14 protein-coding genes are annotated in these 16,495 nt (G+C 74.6%); 4 read left to right on the plus strand and 10 right to left on the minus strand.

The window, feature by feature from the left end:
• Positions 1-15: 15 nt before the first annotated feature.
• Both ACIQV3_RS18650 and ACIQV3_RS18655 read right to left on the minus strand, forming a co-directional pair.
• Positions 16-1,404 (minus strand): FAD-dependent oxidoreductase, encoded by a 1,389-nt coding sequence (locus ACIQV3_RS18650; RefSeq protein WP_403713484.1) that lies wholly within the window; start codon positions 1,402-1,404, stop codon positions 16-18.
• 64 nt (positions 1,405-1,468) lie between these two features.
• Positions 1,469-2,452: a DUF4349 domain-containing protein gene (locus ACIQV3_RS18655; protein ID WP_403713485.1), complete on the minus strand. Its 984-nt coding sequence runs from the start codon at positions 2,450-2,452 to the stop codon at positions 1,469-1,471.
• Positions 2,453-2,631: 179 nt separating this feature from the next.
• On the opposite strand from ACIQV3_RS18655, the gene hemG reads away from it, so the two are divergent.
• The gene (gene hemG, locus ACIQV3_RS18660) at positions 2,632-4,143 is read left to right on the plus strand and encodes a protoporphyrinogen oxidase (protein WP_403713486.1); all 1,512 of its coding nucleotides are present in this window, start codon (positions 2,632-2,634) and stop codon (positions 4,141-4,143) included.
• A gap of 4 nt (positions 4,144-4,147) precedes the next feature.
• The gene (hemQ, locus tag ACIQV3_RS18665) at positions 4,148-4,861 is read left to right on the plus strand and encodes a hydrogen peroxide-dependent heme synthase (protein ID WP_327303858.1); all 714 of its coding nucleotides are present in this window, start codon (positions 4,148-4,150) and stop codon (positions 4,859-4,861) included.
• 105 nt (positions 4,862-4,966) lie between these two features.
• On the opposite strand, the gene ACIQV3_RS18670 is transcribed toward hemQ, so the two are convergent.
• From ACIQV3_RS18670 to ACIQV3_RS18690, 5 genes are all read right to left on the minus strand, one after another.
• Positions 4,967-6,799, minus strand: a complete 1,833-nt coding sequence (locus ACIQV3_RS18670) for an alpha/beta hydrolase (protein ID WP_403713487.1) — start codon at positions 6,797-6,799, stop codon at positions 4,967-4,969.
• Positions 6,800-6,880: 81 nt separating this feature from the next.
• Positions 6,881-7,666, minus strand: a complete 786-nt coding sequence (locus ACIQV3_RS18675; protein WP_403713489.1) for a TIGR04222 domain-containing membrane protein — start codon at positions 7,664-7,666, stop codon at positions 6,881-6,883.
• Positions 7,667-7,750: 84 nt separating this feature from the next.
• Entirely contained in the window at positions 7,751-8,800 is a 1,050-nt protein-coding gene (locus tag ACIQV3_RS18680; protein ID WP_403713490.1) for a TIGR04222 domain-containing membrane protein, read from the minus strand.
• Positions 8,797-10,272 (minus strand): DUF692 domain-containing protein, encoded by a 1,476-nt coding sequence (locus ACIQV3_RS18685; RefSeq protein WP_403713491.1) that lies wholly within the window; start codon positions 10,270-10,272, stop codon positions 8,797-8,799. The genes ACIQV3_RS18680 and ACIQV3_RS18685 overlap by 4 nt, the downstream gene beginning before the upstream one ends.
• A gap of 193 nt (positions 10,273-10,465) precedes the next feature.
• Complete coding sequence (locus tag ACIQV3_RS18690; RefSeq protein WP_403713492.1) at positions 10,466-11,215, minus strand: aminoacyl-tRNA hydrolase; 750 nt, start codon at positions 11,213-11,215, stop codon at positions 10,466-10,468.
• Between the two features lie 70 nt (positions 11,216-11,285).
• Between ACIQV3_RS18690 and ACIQV3_RS18695 the strand changes: the two genes are divergently transcribed.
• On the plus strand, positions 11,286-11,960 hold the full coding sequence (locus ACIQV3_RS18695; RefSeq protein WP_403713493.1) for an AIM24 family protein: 675 nt from the start codon (positions 11,286-11,288) through the stop codon (positions 11,958-11,960).
• 21 nt (positions 11,961-11,981) lie between these two features.
• Positions 11,982-12,182, plus strand: a complete 201-nt coding sequence (locus tag ACIQV3_RS18700) for a hypothetical protein (protein ID WP_403713494.1) — start codon at positions 11,982-11,984, stop codon at positions 12,180-12,182.
• A gap of 57 nt (positions 12,183-12,239) precedes the next feature.
• Here the strand turns inward: ACIQV3_RS18700 and ACIQV3_RS18705 are convergent, their stop codons facing one another.
• From ACIQV3_RS18705 to ACIQV3_RS18715, 3 genes are all read right to left on the minus strand, one after another.
• On the minus strand, positions 12,240-13,178 hold the full coding sequence (locus tag ACIQV3_RS18705; protein ID WP_403713495.1) for a polysaccharide deacetylase family protein: 939 nt from the start codon (positions 13,176-13,178) through the stop codon (positions 12,240-12,242).
• Between the two features lie 17 nt (positions 13,179-13,195).
• On the minus strand, positions 13,196-14,026 hold the full coding sequence (locus tag ACIQV3_RS18710) for a PPK2 family polyphosphate kinase (protein WP_403713639.1): 831 nt from the start codon (positions 14,024-14,026) through the stop codon (positions 13,196-13,198).
• Between the two features lie 725 nt (positions 14,027-14,751).
• Positions 14,752-16,134: an alkaline phosphatase PhoX gene (locus ACIQV3_RS18715; protein ID WP_403713496.1), complete on the minus strand. Its 1,383-nt coding sequence runs from the start codon at positions 16,132-16,134 to the stop codon at positions 14,752-14,754.
• Positions 16,135-16,495: the final 361 nt, after the last annotated feature.

Genomic DNA, 16,495 nt, shown 5'->3' on the forward strand with positions numbered 1-16,495 from the left:
AAGCGGCCCGCAGGGCTAGACCCCCGCCGCCCGCACCGCGGTGACCGCCTTGCGGGCGGCGACCAGCACCGGGTCCCAGACCGGGGAGAACGGCGGGGCGTAGCCCAGGTCCAGGGAGACGATCTGGTCCACCGTCATGCCGGCCGTCAGGGCCACCGCGGCGATGTCCACCCGCTTCGCGGAGCCCGGGCCGCCGACGATCTGGCAGCCGAGGAGGCGGCCCGTACGGCGTTCCGCCAGCATTTTCACCGTCATCTCCGCCGCCTCCGGGTAGTAGCCCGCCGTGTTCGTCGAGCTGATCGTCGCCGTGACGAAGCGGAGCCCGACGGCCAGGGCGTCGCGCTCGCGCAGCCCCGTACGGGCGATCTCCAGGTCGCAGACCTTGCTCACGGCCGTGCCGACCACGCCCGGGAAGGTCGCGTAGCCGCCGCCCACGCCCGAGCCGATGACCTGGCCGTGCTTGTTCGCGTGCGTGCCCAGCGCGATGTGCCGCATCCGGCCCGCCACCAGGTCCAGGACCTCCACGCAGTCGCCGCCCGACCAGATGTTCTCGTGGCCGCGGACCCGCATGGACAGGTCGGTCAGCAGTCCGCCCGACTCGCCCAGCGGCAGGCCCGCCGCGCGGGCCAGCGCCGTGCGCGGCTCGACGCCGAGGCCGAGGACGACCACGTCCGCCGGGTACTCCTCCCCGGCCGCCGTGACCACCGCGCGGGCCCGGCCCTCGGCGTCGGTGAGGATCTCCGTCACCTCGGCGCGGGCGACCGTTCGGATGCCCATGCCGTTCATCGCACTGTGGACGAGCCCGCCCATGTCCGGGTCCAGCGTGGACATCGGCTGCTCGCCCCGGTGCAGCACGGTGACCTCGAAGCCCCGCCCGAGCAGGGCTTCCGCCATCTCCACGCCGATGTACCCGGCGCCCACGACCACCGCCCGGCGGCCCGCCGTCCGTTCCAGGTCCGCCATCAGCCGCTGCCCGTCGTCCAGCGTCTGCACCCCGTGCACCCCGTGCGCGCCGATCCCGGGCAGCCGGGGGCGGACCGGGCGGGCGCCGGTGGCGAGGACGAGCTTGTCGTACCCCGTCCAGTACTCGGCGCCCGACTCCAGATCCCGGGCGCGCACCCGCGCTCCCGCGAGGTCCAGCTCCACGACCTCCGTCCGCGTCCGCAGGTCGATGCCCCGCGCGCGGTGCTCCTCGGGCGTCCGGGCGATCAGCTCGTCCGGGCCGTCGACCAGGCCGCCGATCCAGTACGGGATCCCGCACGCCGAGTACGACGTGAAGTGCCCGCGCTCGAAGGCGGTGATCTCCAGCTCCGCCGGGCCCTTGAGCCGCCGGGCCTGTGACGCGGCGGACATCCCCGCCGCGTCACCGCCGACCACCACCAGCCGCTCCGTGCCGTTCGCCATGCGCCCGTACCGTCCTTCCCCACCGCCGATGTCTGCGGGGACCACGCTACGGGCGTACGGGTGATCAGTCCCGGACCGGCGGCGGCGTCGCGTCCGGGTCCGCCGCGTCCGACTTCGCCCGCGCCGGCCGCCACTTGCGGTACAGCCGCCAGGCGAGCAGCAGGATCGCGCCGCTGAGCAGGAACGGCGAGGCCGCGGCGAGCGCCATCAGCAGGTACAGGACCGCCGAGGCGAAGACCTTCCAGCCGCCGGCCAGGGCGTCGGAGAAGCCCGGATCCGGCTTCTCCTTCTCCTTGACCGGCTGCTTCCCCGGCTCCGAGAACGTCAGCGTGATCGTGCCGAGCGAGGTCTGGTCCTTGAGCGCCGTCTGCTGCGCGAGCAGCGACTCCAGATCGGCCTGGCGCTTGCTGAGCTCGGACTCCAGGGTGACGACCTCGCTGAGACCCGAGGCCTTCTCCATCATCTCCCGCACCCGCACCACGCTCGCCTGCTGGGACTTGACCCGGCTGTCGACGTCCGCGACCTTCTGCGTCACGTCCTGCGCCTCGACCTTGCGCTCCAGCAGCTTCCCGGCGCCCTCCATCGCGGCGAGCACCGCGTCGAAGCGCTCGCCCGGCACCCGCAGGGTCACCGTCGAGGTCATCGACCCATCGGGCGCGCGCGTGGTGCCCTCGTTGCCCACGTACCCGCCCGCGCTCTCCGCCGCCGTCCGGGCGCCGGCCGTCGCCTTCTGGACGTCGGCCGTCTCCACGCCGAGCGTCGCCGTGCGGATGATCTGCGTGCGGACGGCGGGAGCCTGCGGCTGGTTCTTCTCGGCGGCCGGGGCCGGTGCGCCCGGCGCGGCCGACGCGGCCGGGGCCGGAGCCGCCGACCCGCCCTGTCCGGCCTCCAGCTGCTGGGTGGACCCCGAGTCCGCCTTGCTCATGCTCTTGTCGTCACCGCCGGAGCCGCAGCCCGTGAGGACGAGCGCCCCCGTCAGGGAGAGCGCCGCCAGGGCCGTCGCCGAACGCCGTCCGTACCGCCCGTAACGTCTGTGCTGGGTGTGCATCGTTGGGTCCCCCCGGTAGGTGTCCGAATCGCCGGATGCGCATCTGTCCTTCGACGTTCTGACGTTCTGACGTACGGGGCCCCGTCCCGGGTTTCGTACGCGCGGTCCCGAGCTGGTGCCGAAGCGGTCACGGTCAGGCCTCGGCGATCGCCCGATGAGCGGTCTGAGACGATGTGTCCATGCACGAAGCGGACACGCGTACGGACCGGCCGGCCCCCGCCGGGCACGTCGTCGTCATCGGCGGCGGAATCGCGGGCCTCGCGGCGGCCCACCGGCTGCTCGCCGAGGGCCTTCGCGTCACCCTCCTGGAGGCCGGCCCGCGCCTCGGCGGCAAGCTGCGCTCGGGCGAACTGGCAGGCCTGCGCGTGGACCTCGGCGCCGAATCCGTGCTCGCCCGCCGCCCCGAAGCACTCGAACTGGCCCGCGCGGTCGGCCTCGGCGAAGCCCTGCAGCCGCCCGCCACCGCCACCGCCCGCCTCTGGACCCGCGGCGCGCTGCGGCCCCTGCCCGGCGGTCACGTCATGGGCGTCCCCGGCGACCTGGGCCCGCTCGCCGCGTCCGGAGTGCTCTCCGCCGAGGGCCTGGCCCGGGCCGGGGCCGAGGACACGCTGGAGCCGCAGGAGATCGGCGAGGACGTGGCCCTCGGCGAGTACGTCGCCGCCCGGCTGGGCCACGAGGTCGTCGACCGGCTCGTGGAACCGCTGCTCGGCGGGGTCTACGCGGGCAACTCCTACCGCATCTCGATGCGGGCCGCCGTCCCCCAGCTCTTCGAAGCCGCCCGCACCCACGCCTCCCTGGGCGAGGGCGTACGGGACCTGCAGGCCCGGGCGGCCCGGGCGGGGCACACCGGCCCCGTCTTCTCCGGCATCGACGGCGGCATCGGCAGGCTCCCGCTCGCCGTCGCCGAGGCCTGCCGCGCGGCCGGAGCCCGCATCCTCCTCGACAGCCCCGCGCGCGAGCTGACCCGTACGCCCACCGGCTGGCGCGTGGTCGCCGGACCCGCGGAAGGCACGGACGGCGCAGGTGGCGCCGAGGTCATCGAGGCCGACGGGGTGGTCGTGGCCGTGCAGGCCGGGCCCGCCGCCCGGCTGCTCGACCGGATCGCGCCCGCCGCCGCCACCGAGCTGCGCGGGGTCGAGTACGCCTCCATGGCCCTGGTCACGATGGCCCTGCGCCGCCGCGACCTGCCGGGCGCGATCGCCGACGGCGGCGCGAGCGGGTTCCTCGTACCGCCCGTGGACGGCCGGACGATCAAGGCCTCGACCTTCTCCAGCAACAAGTGGGCCTGGGCCGGGACCGATCCCGACCTCTTCCTGCTGCGCACCTCCGTCGGCCGCCACGGCGACGAGGGGGATCTCAAGCGCTCCGACGAGGAACTGGTCGGGGTCTCCCTCGCCGACCTCGGCGAGGCCGTGGGACTCGGGCCCACCGTCCGCCCGGTGGCCTCCACCGTCACCCGCTGGGACGGCGGCCTGCCCCAGTACCCCGTCGGCCACCTCGGGAAGGTGGCCCGGATCCGCTCCGCCGTCGCGGCGCTGCCGGGCCTCGCGGTGTGCGGAGCGCTCTACGACGGGGTCGGCGTCCCCGCCTGCATCGCGAGCGCGGGCAAGGCCGCCGACGTGGTGATCGCCACGTTGGGGGCCGGTGGGGCACCCCTGGCACCGACCACTGATCAGCACACGGGACAATAGACACATGACTGCACCAGAGAAGATTCCCAACGCGGGGAAGAAGGCGAAGGACCTCAACGAGGTCATCCGCTACACCCTGTGGTCCGTCTTCAAGCTCAAGGACGTGCTCCCCGAGAACCGCGCCGGCTTCGCCGACGAGGTCCAGGAGCTGTTCGACCAGCTGGCCGCCAAGGACATCACCGTCCGCGGCACCTATGACGTCTCCGGCCTGCGCGCCGACGCTGACATCATGATCTGGTGGCACGCGGAGACCTCCGACGAGCTGCAGACCGCGTACAACCTGTTCCGCCGCACCAAGCTGGGACGCGCGCTGGAGCCGGTCTGGTCGAACATGGCCCTGCACCGTCCGGCCGAGTTCAACAAGTCCCACATCCCGGCCTTCCTGGCCGACGAGACGCCGCGCGACTACGTCAGCGTCTACCCCTTCGTGCGCAGCTACGACTGGTACCTGCTGCCCGACGAGGACCGCCGCCGCATGCTCAAGGACCACGGCATGATGGCCCGCGGCTACCCCGACGTGCGCGCCAACACCGTCGCCTCCTTCTCGCTCGGCGACTACGAATGGCTGCTGGCCTTCGAGGCCGACGAGCTGTACCGCATCGTCGACCTCATGCGCCACCTGCGCGCCTCCGAGGCCCGCATGCACGTCCGCGAAGAGGTGCCCTTCTACACCGGGCGCCGCAAGTCCGTCGCCGATCTGGTGGACGGACTCGCCTAGAGACCTCCCCTGGGGGGAAGGACCGGAGGACCGCTGACCGGCGTCCTCCGGGGATCGGGAGGCCCTGCCCCCGAATCGACGCAGCCGGAGATCCCGCCCGGAAGTTCAGACGACTGGCGGCAGCAGTGCCCTGGGGTGCCCCCGGGTGCTCGCTGCCCGGTCGTCCAGCGACACCGGTGCGGGCTCCGGATGCGGCGCACACGTGACACGTGATCCCGCCGTGTCACCTGTCAGCAAGTACCGCTCCACGTGAGCGTCCACGCAGTCGTTGCGTCCGCCGACCACCCCGTGGGTGCCGGCCCCCACCTCCGTCACCAGCCCGGCCAGCGGCCCGAGCCGCCGCTGGAGCTCCAGCGCGCCCCCGTACGGGGTGGCGCCGTCCCGTTCCGCCGCGACGATCAGCGTGCGGGGGAGCGGGGCGTCCGGCCGTACCCCCACGTCCACCGGCCGCTGCCGTTCGCGCACCGGCCAGAAGGCGCAGGGCAGGTTCAGGAAGGCGTTGGCCCAGGTCTCGAAGGGGGCCGTGCGGGCCAGTTCGGTGTTGTCGCGGTCCCAGGTCTCCCAGTCGGCGGGCCACGGGGCGTCGTTGCACAGGGTCGCCGTGTAGACGGCCGTGGCGTTCTCGCCCTCGACGGCCGCCGCCGGGTCCGGGGCGGCAAGCGAGACCAGCGGGCGCGGATCGCCGCGCAGGAACGCCGCCAGGGCCGCGGCGCGGTCCGGCCAGACCTCGTCGTAGTACGCGGCCCGCAGGTACGCGGAGTGCAGCTGCCCGGTGCCGACCACCCCGCCCGCCGGTTCGCGGGCCACCGCGGCCCGCACCCGCTCGTAACTCGCCCGCACCGCCTCGGGGGTGGCACCGAGCCCGTACGCGGCGTGGTGGCGGGCGGCCCAGGCGCGGAAGTCGGCCCAGCGGCGCTCGAAGCCGGCGGCCTGGGCGAGGTTGTCGCGGTACCAGACCTTGCGGGGGTCGGGGTCGACGGCCGAGTCGAAGACCATCCGGCGGACGTGGCCGGGATAGAGGGTGGCGTACACCGCGCCGAGGTAGGTGCCGTACGAGGCCCCCATGAAGGTCAGCCCGCTCTCGCCGAGCGCGGCACGCAGCACGTGCAGGTCGCGGACGTTGTTCAGGGTCGTGTACGAGCCGAGGTCGGCCCCGGCCCGCTCCGCGCAGCCGCGGGCGTAGGCCCGCGCGGCGGCGATCCGGGTCTGCTTCGCGGCGGCGTCCGGCCGCGCTCCGGCGGCCTCCGACGGGGCCCGGTCGTACCGCGCCGGGTCCTGGCAGGACAGCGGGTGCCCCGAGCGGCCCACCCCGCGCGGGGCGTAGCCGACGAGGTCGTAGGCGGCGCCGACCCGGCGCCACTCCGGGAGGCCGGCGACGAGCGGGAAGAACAGGCCGTTCCCGCCCGGTCCGCCGGGGTTGTAGACGAGCGCCCCCTGCCGCCGGACCCCGCCCGCGCCGGAGGCGGCGACCCGGCTGACGAGGATCTCGGTCCGCGGGCCGAAGGGCCGGGCGTAGTCGACCGGGACCCGGAGCGTGCCGCACCGCACGTCCGGGCCGAGCCCCTCGGCGACGGGACAGGGCCCGAACTTCAGCCCGTCGCGGGCACCCTGACGGTCCGGTGCCGGATCCCGGTCCGGGCCGGACGGCCCCCCGCGCGCGGCGGAGGCCGCGGCCGAGGCCAGCCGGGCCACGAGCTCGGCCCCGGCGGCCTCGGCGGCCGCCCGGGCGGCTCCGGCGGGACCCGGGGGCGCAGGCGATGCGTCCGAAGGCGGGTCCGCGGCCGATGCGTCTGCGGTCGATGGGCCCGAGGTCGATGGGCCCGCCGTCACCCCGGGCGGGCCCGGGGGAGCGGCCTCGGCGCCGGCGGTCATCGGCAGGGAGGCGGCCAGCGCGAGGGCGGCCAGCGCGACCGTGGCGGGCACCCGGGGCATGCGCATGGCGGGCCTCTCATCTCATCGGACCTCCCGATGAGATCCGGCGGGCGGCCTCCTGTACAGGACCACCGGCCGGTGTCGCGCTCAATGCCCCCGTTGCCGCGGAATCCGCCCCCGCCTGCCGTACGTGAGGGCCGCCCGCAGCTCGGGATCCGTGACGGCGCGGAGCCCCCGCAGGGCCACCGCGGTGAGCGAGCCCCGCGCGCCCTGCTCCCGCCCCAGCTCCACGAGGAGCCGCCGGCCGGCGGGGGAGGCCCACCCAGACTGCCCGTGCCCCTCGACGCGGGCTATGGCCAGGCAGCCCAGCGCCAGGATCAGCGGCAGCGCGAACCAGCACAGGATCATCGTGGTCGTGGTCCCCGGATCGGGCACGCACAGGGCGGCGACCATCATGCCGAGGACCAGCACGGTGGCCCGCCGGACCGACCGGATCCCCGACTCGACGTCCCGCCGGGCCTCGTCGCGCGACGCGAGCCCGGCTTCTCCAAGCCGCTCCGCGAGGGCCCGTACGGCCGCGTCCCGCGCCACGGCCGACCGTACGGAGGTCACCGGCTCCTGCCCGTCCGGCCCGAAGGCGCCGAGCACCGAGCACTCGTGCGGATCGCGCCCCACCGGGTCGACCACCGTCGCCCAGCCGGTGTGCGCGAGCAGCAGCCGCCGCTGGCGCTGCATCGACAGCAGGGTCAGCTCGGCCACCCGCTCCGGGCCCCCGGCGAGGTAGGCGGCCTCGTACAGGCTCAGCTCGTCGTGGTGGTGGCGGGCGTCGGTGCCCGGCGGGGGCTCCGCCAGTTCGGAGGCTGCCTTCAGGAGGCGGGTGCACGCGAACAGCAGCCCTGCCCAGGCGAGGAGGAGGAACAGGACCCAGAACATGTCCGAGTTCTACAAGACGCAGAACCGCCCGGTACAGCCCTGTGCCGAGGTGTGAGCGGCTCGTGACGGGTCCGTGATGGGCGGTCAGGAACTGCTGCCGCAACTGGAACTGGAAGAACTGCTGCAACTCGATCCGCTGGAACCGCTGGAACAACTCGACCCGCCGGAGCCGCTCGAACAGCCGGACCCGCTGGATCCGCAGCCCGACCCCGAGGAGCAGCCGCTCCCACCGGAGGATCCGCAGCCCGCCCCGCCGGACCCGCCGCCGCTGGAACCCGCGCACCAGACCACGGGGACCATCGCTGTGCCCGAGTCCCAGTCGGACCCCGGGCCGCCGGAACGCGATCGGGACTGGGCCGCCGCCAGCCGGGTCCCGCGGGCCGCCGGCACCAACTGCTCGCGCAGGTACGGGTCCCGCAGGCCCCGCAGCCCGAACAGCGAGGTCTGGACGTACGGGCTCTGGTCGGCCCCGTAGTGCGCGCGGACCAAGCGCAGCGCCTCGGCCCCCGCCGGGGTGATCCGCCGCCGGGCGCGGGAGGCCCCGACGGTGCCCACCACGATCCCGCCCAGCAGGACGGGCAGCACCTCCACGATGAACGGCACGTGGAAGCTCACGGGCCCGTCCTGCAGGGCGAAGGCCACGAAGGACAGCGGTAGCGAGAGCACGAGCAGCACCCCGCACACCACGGCCTGCACCACCCCGTGGCGCAGCCAGCGGCGGCGGCCGCCGGGCGCGGCGATCAGCCCGCGGGCGGCCAGCGCGTCGCCGGTCTCCTGGACGGCCGGGTCCCGCATGGCGGCGTAGCGGATCTGGTAGAGCCACCCGGACGCGGCACCCTGGCAGGCCTGGAGCACGGCCCGCTGGGCGGGGTCGGCGCCCCGCACCCCGGGCCGGACCTGGACGATGCCGGGCCCGCCGACCAGCATCCGGCCGTCGCAGAGCAGCGAGACGAGCGCGGCGTCCACCACCGCGCCGGGCCCGCCGGCCATGAAGGCGGCCTCGGACAGGTCGTGCAGGCGCGGGGCGGGGCCGAGGGTGGCCGGCCGCGACCGCCACAGGCCGCGCAGGAGCAGGACGCCGGAGGTGATGACGCCGATCCAGACGGCCACGGCGAGGAAGTCGAAGAAGTTCACGCCGCCCTCCCCACCAGGGCGCGGGCCCAGCGCACGGCCCGGCCCGGCGGCCGGGCCCCGGCCCGGTCCCGCCACCAGAGCGTGAGCCGGCGCCGCGCGGCGGGGTCGGCGGGCAGGTCCCGGACCAGCAGGTGCTCGGCGAAGTCCATCGCGTCGCGCCGGTATCCGGCGGTCATGGGCCGCTGCCGGGCGTACCGAAGGAAGGCCTCCCGGTACGCGTCCTCCCCGCCCAGGATCCCGGGCAGCTCGGGCGCCAGCTTCGCCACGACATCGGCCCGCTTGGCCGCGAGCGCCCGCGCCTGTACGCGCACCCGCTGCCGGTCGAACCCCTCGGGCACGGGAGTCCCGGCCACGAGCGCAGACAACAGCGCGGCCTGCCCGATCCCGACCCGAGTCCGCGCGGCATCGAGCCCGGCCCCGACCCCGCCGTCCGATCCGGCCCCGCCGTCGCCAGGGTCGCGGTCGGGCTCGGACGCTGTCCCGACCCCGACCCCGACCCCGACCCCGACCCCGACCCCGCCGTCGCCCGGGGCGCGGTCCGGGCCGGAGCGCAATCCAGCCTCGCCGGCGTTTGAGGCGCGGGTCCGGGCAGCGCCCGGGGAACGGTGGAAGGGCGGGTAGGGGACAGCCCCCGCAGGGCCGCCCGGGCCACCCAGCACTCCCCGGATCGCGGCCAGCTCACCCGCCAGCTCGGCCCCGGCCGGAAAGTCGTCGTCCCGCTCCAGCAGCGCACCCGGCGGGTCCACCCTGGAGCGGAGCTCGGCAAGAACATCCAGCACCACGCGCGGCACGGGATGCGCGTGCGTGTCGTGCCACACCCCACCCCGCTCCACGCCCCCGGCGACGTGCACGTACGCCAGCGCCTCCAGCGGGATCCCGTCCAGCACGGCCACCGGGTCCTCCCCCCGGTTGACCCGGTTGGTGTGCAGGTTGGCCACGTCGATCAGCAGCCGCACCCCGGTCCGCTCCACGAGCTCGGTCAGGAACTGCGCCTCGGTGAGCTCCTCACCGGGCCACGACACCAGCGCCGCGATGTTCTCCAGCGCGAGCGGCACCGGCAGCGCGTCCTGCGCGATCCGTACGTTCTCGCAGAGCACGTCCAGCGCGTCCCGGGTCCGCGCCACGGGCAGCAGGTGACCGGCTTCGAGCACCGGTCCCGGCGCCACCGAGGAGGTCCGTACGAAGGCGATGTGCTCGGTGACCAGGGGAGCCCCCAGCGCCACGGCCCGCTCTGCGAGCGCGGCCAGCTTCGCCGGGTCGGGGCGGTCGGCGCCGCCGATGCCCAGCGAGACTCCGTGCGGCACCACGCGGACCCCGCGTTCGAGCAGCCGCAGCAGGGACTCCGGCAGGTGGCCGGGGCAGATGTTCTCCGCCACGACCTCGACCCAGTCCAGCCCCGGCAGGCCTTCCACCGCCCCCGCGATCTCCGGCCGCCAGCCGATGCCCACCCCCAGGTGTGCCATGGGCTTCATGTCCCCCGCCCCCTCTCATCGGTCCGTGTGCCGATGTGATGGCCCCGACGGAGCCGGGCCAACCCGCCCAGGGGGACGTTCAGAGCAACATTTGAGGTTGCGGTCCCGGCCGAGGTTTCCGGATGCCGGGACGGACGGGCCCCGCGGCCCACAGCCACGGGCCCCGCGCTACGGCCGCGCCCGCGAACCCGCGCTACAGCCGCGCCCGCAGCGCCGGATGGTCCGCGACCACCGTGCACGAGCCGGGCGCGATCTCCGTGAACCCCGCGTCCCGCACCACCGGCAGCCCGCTCCCCGACAGCTCCGTCCACCGCTCGCGCGCGGCCGTCCGTACGGCCAGCCGGAAGCCGGACTCCCGCCACGCGGTCCGCTCCGGGCCGGTCAGTTCCCACCACGCGAGCTGCGCCGCGTGTCCGGCCTGGGCCATGGCCTTGCCGGCCGACATGTCCAGGTCCGGGTTGAGCCAGAGGACCGGCAGCCCGGCCTCCGCAGGGGCGACCGGCTCCGGGTCGTCCAGATCGGTGCCCGACACCTGGAGCTTGGCCAGCTCCTTGGGCCAGCCGTCGAGCGGGACCGGCGGGAAGACCCGTACCTCCGAGTCCGCGCCGTGCACCGTGAGGCCCGGCAGGGTCCCGGCCTTGCGCCACTCCGCCCCGCGCGCCCTGCGCACCACCTTGCGGATCCGGGCGTCCTGCCAGTCCCGCACCGCCGCCGCCCACTCGCCCTCGCCGGCCGACCGCTCGTCGGTGAGCAGGACGAGCACCGCGCGGGCGGCCGTCTCCAGGGCGTCGGTCCGGGCCGGCGGCTCCGCCTTCTCGATCCGCACGACCAGCGGGAGGACGTACTGCGGTGCGTCGTCGCGGGCGATCCGCTCCTGCCGGAAGGGGCTGTCGGACCCGACTGCGGGTACCTGCGTGTCGTGGCGCGCGTCCTCGGTGCTCATCCGGCCAAGTTTGCCAGCCTCCACCTCCAGGCTGATGCCCGAGGGGCCCGGGCCGGGCGAGGATCGAGGAATGAAGAGTGATCTTTTCGCGTCAGTGAACCTGGCCGAGGCGTCCGCCGTCCCCGGTATGACCCTGCAGAACGCCAAGTCGGTGAAGTACACCGTCAACGGTGAGATGCTCGCCCGCCAGGGCTCCATGGTCGCCTTCCGGGGGAACCTGCAGTTCGAGCGCAAGGGACAGGGCATCGGCGGCATGCTCAAGCGCGCCGTCACGGGCGAGGGGCTCGCGCTGATGTCCGTACGCGGGCAGGGCGAGGCCTGGTTCGCGCACCGGGCGGGCCACTGCTTCATCATCGAGTTCGAGCCCGGCGACGCCCTGACCGTCAACGGCCGCAACGTCCTGTGCTTCGATCCGACCCTCGGCTACGAGATCAAGATGCTCAAGGGCGCCGGCATGACCGGAGGCGGCCTCTTCAACAGCCTCTTCACCGGGACCGGGAAGCTCGCCGTCGTCTGCGACGGGAATCCGATCATCATCCCGGTCACCCCGCAGACCCCCGTGTACGTGGACACCGACGCGGTGGTCGGCTGGAGCGCCCGCCTGGAGACGGCGCTGCACCGTTCCCAGTCCGTCGGCTCGATGATCCGCGGCGGCTCCGGCGAAGCCGTCCAGCTGAAGCTCAGCGGCGAGGGCTTCGTCATCGTCCGCCCGAGCGAGGCCACCGAGTCGGCCGCCGCCCACTGACCGGGCAGTAGGCTCGTACGCATGGACCAGACGGAGCGGTACGTGCCCGATTCCTCGTACTGCCCCACCCCCGCGGCCCCCGCCGGGCGGGTGCCCGGGCCGCCCTACGCCGACTGCGTGGAGTGCGGGAAGCCCACCGAGTACGGGGTCGCGACACCGGGCGTGGTGCTGTGCCCGGTGTGCGAGTGGCAGGACGCGCAGCGCACGGCCTGCTCCGGCTGAGGCCGGAGCGAGGGCCGGAGCAGGGGCCGGAGCGCGGGCCGGAGCAGGGGGCGCGGGCTACTTGCCGATGAGGTCGGAGACCTTGACGAAGCGGTAGCCGCGCTTGCGCAGCTCCGGGACGAGCGTGCGGATGGCCTCCTCGGTGACCGGGGCGGCGCTGCGCGTGCAGTGCAAGACCACCACCGAGCCGGGCTTCACCCCGGCCAGGACCTGTTCGGCCACCGCGTCGGGATCCTTCGCGAACGCGTCCCCGCTGACCACGTCCCACTGGACGGCCGTGACCTTGGCGGTGGAGATGGCCCGCAGCGCCTGGTCGTCGTAGCAGCCGCCGGGGAAGCGGAAGTACGGGACGGTGTTGACCGCGCCCGCCTTGCGGAAGGCCTCGAAGGCCCGGTCCACGTCGGCGCGGGCGGCGGCCTCGTCGAGGGTGGGGAGTCCGTAGCAGGGGGACTTGAAGGCGTGGTGGCTGTACGAATGGTTCGCGATCTCGAAGTTCGGGTCCGTGCCGATGGACTTCGCCTGGTCCGGGTACTCCTCCGCCCAGCGGCCCGTCATGAAGACCGTCGAGGGCACCTTGAGGGTGCGCAGCGTGGAGATCAGCTGCGGGTTGTCGAAGCGCTCCCCGCCCGCCGCGCGCGGCCCCTGGTCGGAGGTCATGTCGGCGTCGAAGGTCAGCGCCACCGTCTTGTCGGTGCGCTGCTTCGCGCGGTCGAAGACGGGGGTCAGACCGCCCGGACCAGGAGCCATGGTCGGCGCCTTGCCGGGTGCACCGGCTTGCGGGGACGCCGGCGGACTGCTCCGGGGGCTCGCCGGCGGGGCGGCGGAGCCCGCGGTGGAAGGGGAGGCGGAGGCCGGATCGGAAGGGGCCGCGGAGGCTCCCATCCGGGCCCGGCCGCCGGCGTCCGGCGTACCGGTGCCGCCCGCGCACGCGGCGAGGGCGGCACTGAGAGCTGCTACGGCCGCGACGGCAGCCGTCCTGCGCACTGAGATGGTCACATGCGCAAAATATATGACTATGTGGCAAGCAGACGGGTGCGGCACTCCTCCACGTCGAAGTCACCCTTCGGGTACTGCGGCGCGATGCCCTCCAGATGCTCCAGCAGCAGTTTGCTGATCGCCCAGTTGCGGTACCACTTGCGGTCCGAGGGGATGACGTACCAGGGCGCGGCGTCCGTGGAGCAGCGCTCCAGGGCCAACTCGTACGCCTGCTGGTACGCGGGCCACACGGAGCGCTCCTCGATGTCGCCCGTGTTGAACTTCCAGTGCTTGTCCGGGTTGTCGAGCCGCTCCAGGAGCCGCTTGCGCTGCTCCTCGTAGCCGATGTGGAGGAAGACCTTCACCACGGTGACCCCGTCGTCGGCGAGGGACTTCTCGAACCGGTTGATCTGCGCGTAGCGGCGGCCCAGCTGACCGCGCGGCACCAGGTCGCGCACGCGGGCGATCAGCACGTCCTCGTAGTGCGAACGGTCGAAGATGCCGATCTCGCCCGGCTGGGGGAGCGCCTTCATGACGCGCCAGAGGAAGGGGTGGTTCTGCTCCTCCGGCGTGGGCGCCTTGAAGGCCTTGATCCGGCAGCCCGAGGGGTTGAACAGGCCGATCACGTGCTTGACGGTGCCGCCCTTGCCGCTGGTGTCCATGCCCTGGAGCACGAGCAGGACGCGGCGGCGGTCGCCCGCGGTGCTGGCGGCGTAGAGCCGTTCCTGGAGGGAGGCGAGCCGTTCACCCATCCGGGCGGTGGCCGCCACGCCGGCCGCCTTGTCGGTGGGACCGGCCGGGGTCGCTCCGGGGCGGAAGGCCCCGAGGTCGACGCGCTCGCCGGAGGGGACGCGGAGCAGGGGGCTCAGGGGGGCGTCGTACCCGTACTCGTGGCCGTGGCCGTGCCCGTGGCCGTGCCCGTGCCCGTGCCCGTGGCCTGCGGACTTGCGGGCGGCGCCCTTGGAGCCCTTGGAGTTCTCGGCGGAGATGCGGAGCAGCTCGCGCAGCGAGAGGGGCTTGGACTTCGGCTTCCCACCGGCGGCGGTGGCGGCGGTGGCGGTGCCCGCGGTGCTGCCGGGATCGGCCTTCTTCTCCGCTTTGGCGGCCTTCTCGCCCTTGGCGGGCGGGGCGGCCGCTTCCGCGGCCTCCACGGGGGCCACCTGGAAGGCCTTGCGGGCCTTCGGAACCTTGACTGCCTTCTCGGCCTTGGACGCCTTTTCCGGCTTCTCCGCCTTCTCCGGCTTGTCGGCCTTGTCGGCCTTGTCGGCCTTGGCGGCCTTCGCCGCCTTGGCGGCGGTGGACTTCCCCGCCTCGGAAGGCTTCTCGGCCTTGTCGCCCTTGGGCGGCTTCGGGGTCTCCCCGGCGCCCGCGCCCTTGGCGGCCTTCGCGTCCTTAGGGGCCTTCGAGGCACCCGCGTTCTCGGCGGCCCCGGCCGCCCCCGCCGGCTTCCTGCTGTCCTTCTTGGCCACCGCTACCTACCTCGATCCGTCGACTCCATAAGATCCTCCACCACAACGCGGTGGACCGCGACGTGACGAAAGACCAGGCCGGGCGGGCCGGAGGGCGGTGCGGGCGGGCCGTAAGGCAGTACGGATCACTGCCATGGACCCGTCACCGCGAAGGTGGTTCCGGGCGTGTAAGCGTTCACGTACATCGTCCGGGCGTCCGGGGAGAAGGTGACCCCGGCGAACTCGCCCCACTCCGGCGCCCCCGGCTTCCCGATGTCGGCGGCGTTGCGGGCCATCGGGTACACCTCGCCGCCGGGGGTCACGCCGAAGACGTACTGCGCGCCGCCGCCGTCCTCGCACACCATCAGTCCGCCGTCGGGGGCCAGGCAGATGTTGTCGGGGGAGTCGCCGGGCAGCCGGACGTCGGCGGCCGGGCCGAAGACCACGTCCAGCCGGAGCCGCGCGCGCAGCGGGTCGTAGAACCACACCTGGCCGTGGTGGTCGGCGGGCGAGCCCTCGCGGGTGCGGGAGTAACTGGAGACGAAGTGGACGCCGCCGTCGCCCCAGTAGCAGCCTTCCAGCTTCTGGGCGTGGGTGATCCCGCCGGGGCCGAAGTCCTGGAGCCGGATCGGGGTTCCGGACGCGGACGGGTCCGGCACGGGCACCCACTCCACCGGGAACTCGGCCCCGGGCTCGTCCACCACCGCCAGGTTCGCCAGTCCGGGGACCCGCAGCGCCTCCAGCTCGCCGCCCGCGCGCAGGGAGCCGAGCCCGCCGAGGGGGCGGGCGGGCAAGAACCGGTAGAAGAGCCCGAAGGGTTCGGTGAAGGCGTCCTCCGTCTCGTAGACCACACCGCGGTGCGGGTCCACGGCGACGGCCTCGTGCGCGAAGCGGCCCATCGCGGTGAGCGGGACGGCGCCGGAGCGGTGCGGGTCGGCGGGGTCGACCTCGAAGACGTAGCCGTGGTCGCGGGTGTAGCCGGCGGTGCCGGCGCGGTCCTCGGTCTCCTCGCAGGACAGCCAGGTGTTCCAGGGGGTACGGCCGCCCGCGCAGTTGACGGCGGTGCCGGCGAGGGCGACGCGCTCGGCGGTGACCCGGCCGGCCGGGTCCAGGTCGAGGAGCGTGCAGCCGCCGAGGGCGTACGGGTCGTAGGTGAGCCCCTCGACGGGAGGGACCCGCAGGGCGGCGGTGGTGCGGTTCTCGTGGTTGCGCACCAGCCGGACGCGGCCACGCCCGGCGTCGAAGGCGGCCATGCCGTCGAAGTTGCCGGGGACGGTGCCCTCGCCCGAACGCAGCGGGTCGCCGGTGCGCGAGAGGACGCGGTACGTGAACCCGGCGGGCAGATCGAGGAGTCCGGCGGGGTCGGCCACGAGCGGGCCGTAGCCGCGGGTGGAGGCGGCCGTACCCCTCGCGCCGTTGCTGCGCGCGCCCGCGCCCGCTCCCGGTGCGGCTCCGGCGAAGAGGGCGCCGAGCGATCCCGCGAAGGAGATGGTGGCGGCCGCCATCAGACTGCGTCGGCTCAGGTTCATCGCAAACTCCGGGTGCGGGGGCGGTCTTCGACCGGCCCGTGGTACCACGCCGCCGCGCCGTCCTCGCCGCGCCGCGCGGGCGCCGGTCCCGGCCGGGGAGCGGGAGCCCGCTGCGCGGGGCCGTGCCCCTCCCCGCCCTTCCACCGTTCCCCGGGCTCTGCCCGGACCCCGCCGGGGCTCCGCCCCGGACCCCGCGCCTCGAACGCCGGCGGGGCTGGATTTGCCCGCAGGGCTGGATGTGGCCGCCCGGACCCCGCCGGGGCTCCGCCCCATGCTCCGCGCCTCGAACGCCGGCGGGGCTGGCTTTGCCCGCAGGGCCGGGCGGGCCGGGATCTGCCCGGGCGGGACCCATCGGCCCGCC

The organism is Streptomyces sp. NPDC099050 (assembly GCF_044759865.1).
GTDB lineage: Bacteria > Actinomycetota > Actinomycetes > Streptomycetales > Streptomycetaceae > Streptomyces.

Excerpts from the sequence above, each read along its gene's own strand:
- ACIQV3_RS18650 (WP_403713484.1), bottom strand. The coding sequence starts at position 1,404 with ATGGCGAACGGCACGGAGCGGCTGGTGGTGGTCGGCGGTGACGCGGCG.
- ACIQV3_RS18655 (WP_403713485.1), bottom strand. The coding sequence starts at position 2,452 with ATGCACACCCAGCACAGACGTTACGGGCGGTACGGACGGCGTTCGGCG.
- hemG (WP_403713486.1), top strand. The coding sequence starts at position 2,632 with ATGCACGAAGCGGACACGCGTACGGACCGGCCGGCCCCCGCCGGGCAC.
- hemQ (WP_327303858.1), top strand. The coding sequence starts at position 4,148 with ATGACTGCACCAGAGAAGATTCCCAACGCGGGGAAGAAGGCGAAGGAC.
- ACIQV3_RS18670 (WP_403713487.1), bottom strand. The coding sequence starts at position 6,799 with ATGCGCATGCCCCGGGTGCCCGCCACGGTCGCGCTGGCCGCCCTCGCG.
- ACIQV3_RS18675 (WP_403713489.1), bottom strand. The coding sequence starts at position 7,666 with ATGTTCTGGGTCCTGTTCCTCCTCCTCGCCTGGGCAGGGCTGCTGTTC.
- ACIQV3_RS18685 (WP_403713491.1), bottom strand. The coding sequence starts at position 10,272 with ATGAAGCCCATGGCACACCTGGGGGTGGGCATCGGCTGGCGGCCGGAG.
- ACIQV3_RS18690 (WP_403713492.1), bottom strand. The coding sequence starts at position 11,215 with ATGAGCACCGAGGACGCGCGCCACGACACGCAGGTACCCGCAGTCGGG.
- ACIQV3_RS18695 (WP_403713493.1), top strand. The coding sequence starts at position 11,286 with ATGAAGAGTGATCTTTTCGCGTCAGTGAACCTGGCCGAGGCGTCCGCC.
- ACIQV3_RS18700 (WP_403713494.1), top strand. The coding sequence starts at position 11,982 with ATGGACCAGACGGAGCGGTACGTGCCCGATTCCTCGTACTGCCCCACC.
- ACIQV3_RS18715 (WP_403713496.1), bottom strand. The coding sequence starts at position 16,134 with ATGAACCTGAGCCGACGCAGTCTGATGGCGGCCGCCACCATCTCCTTC.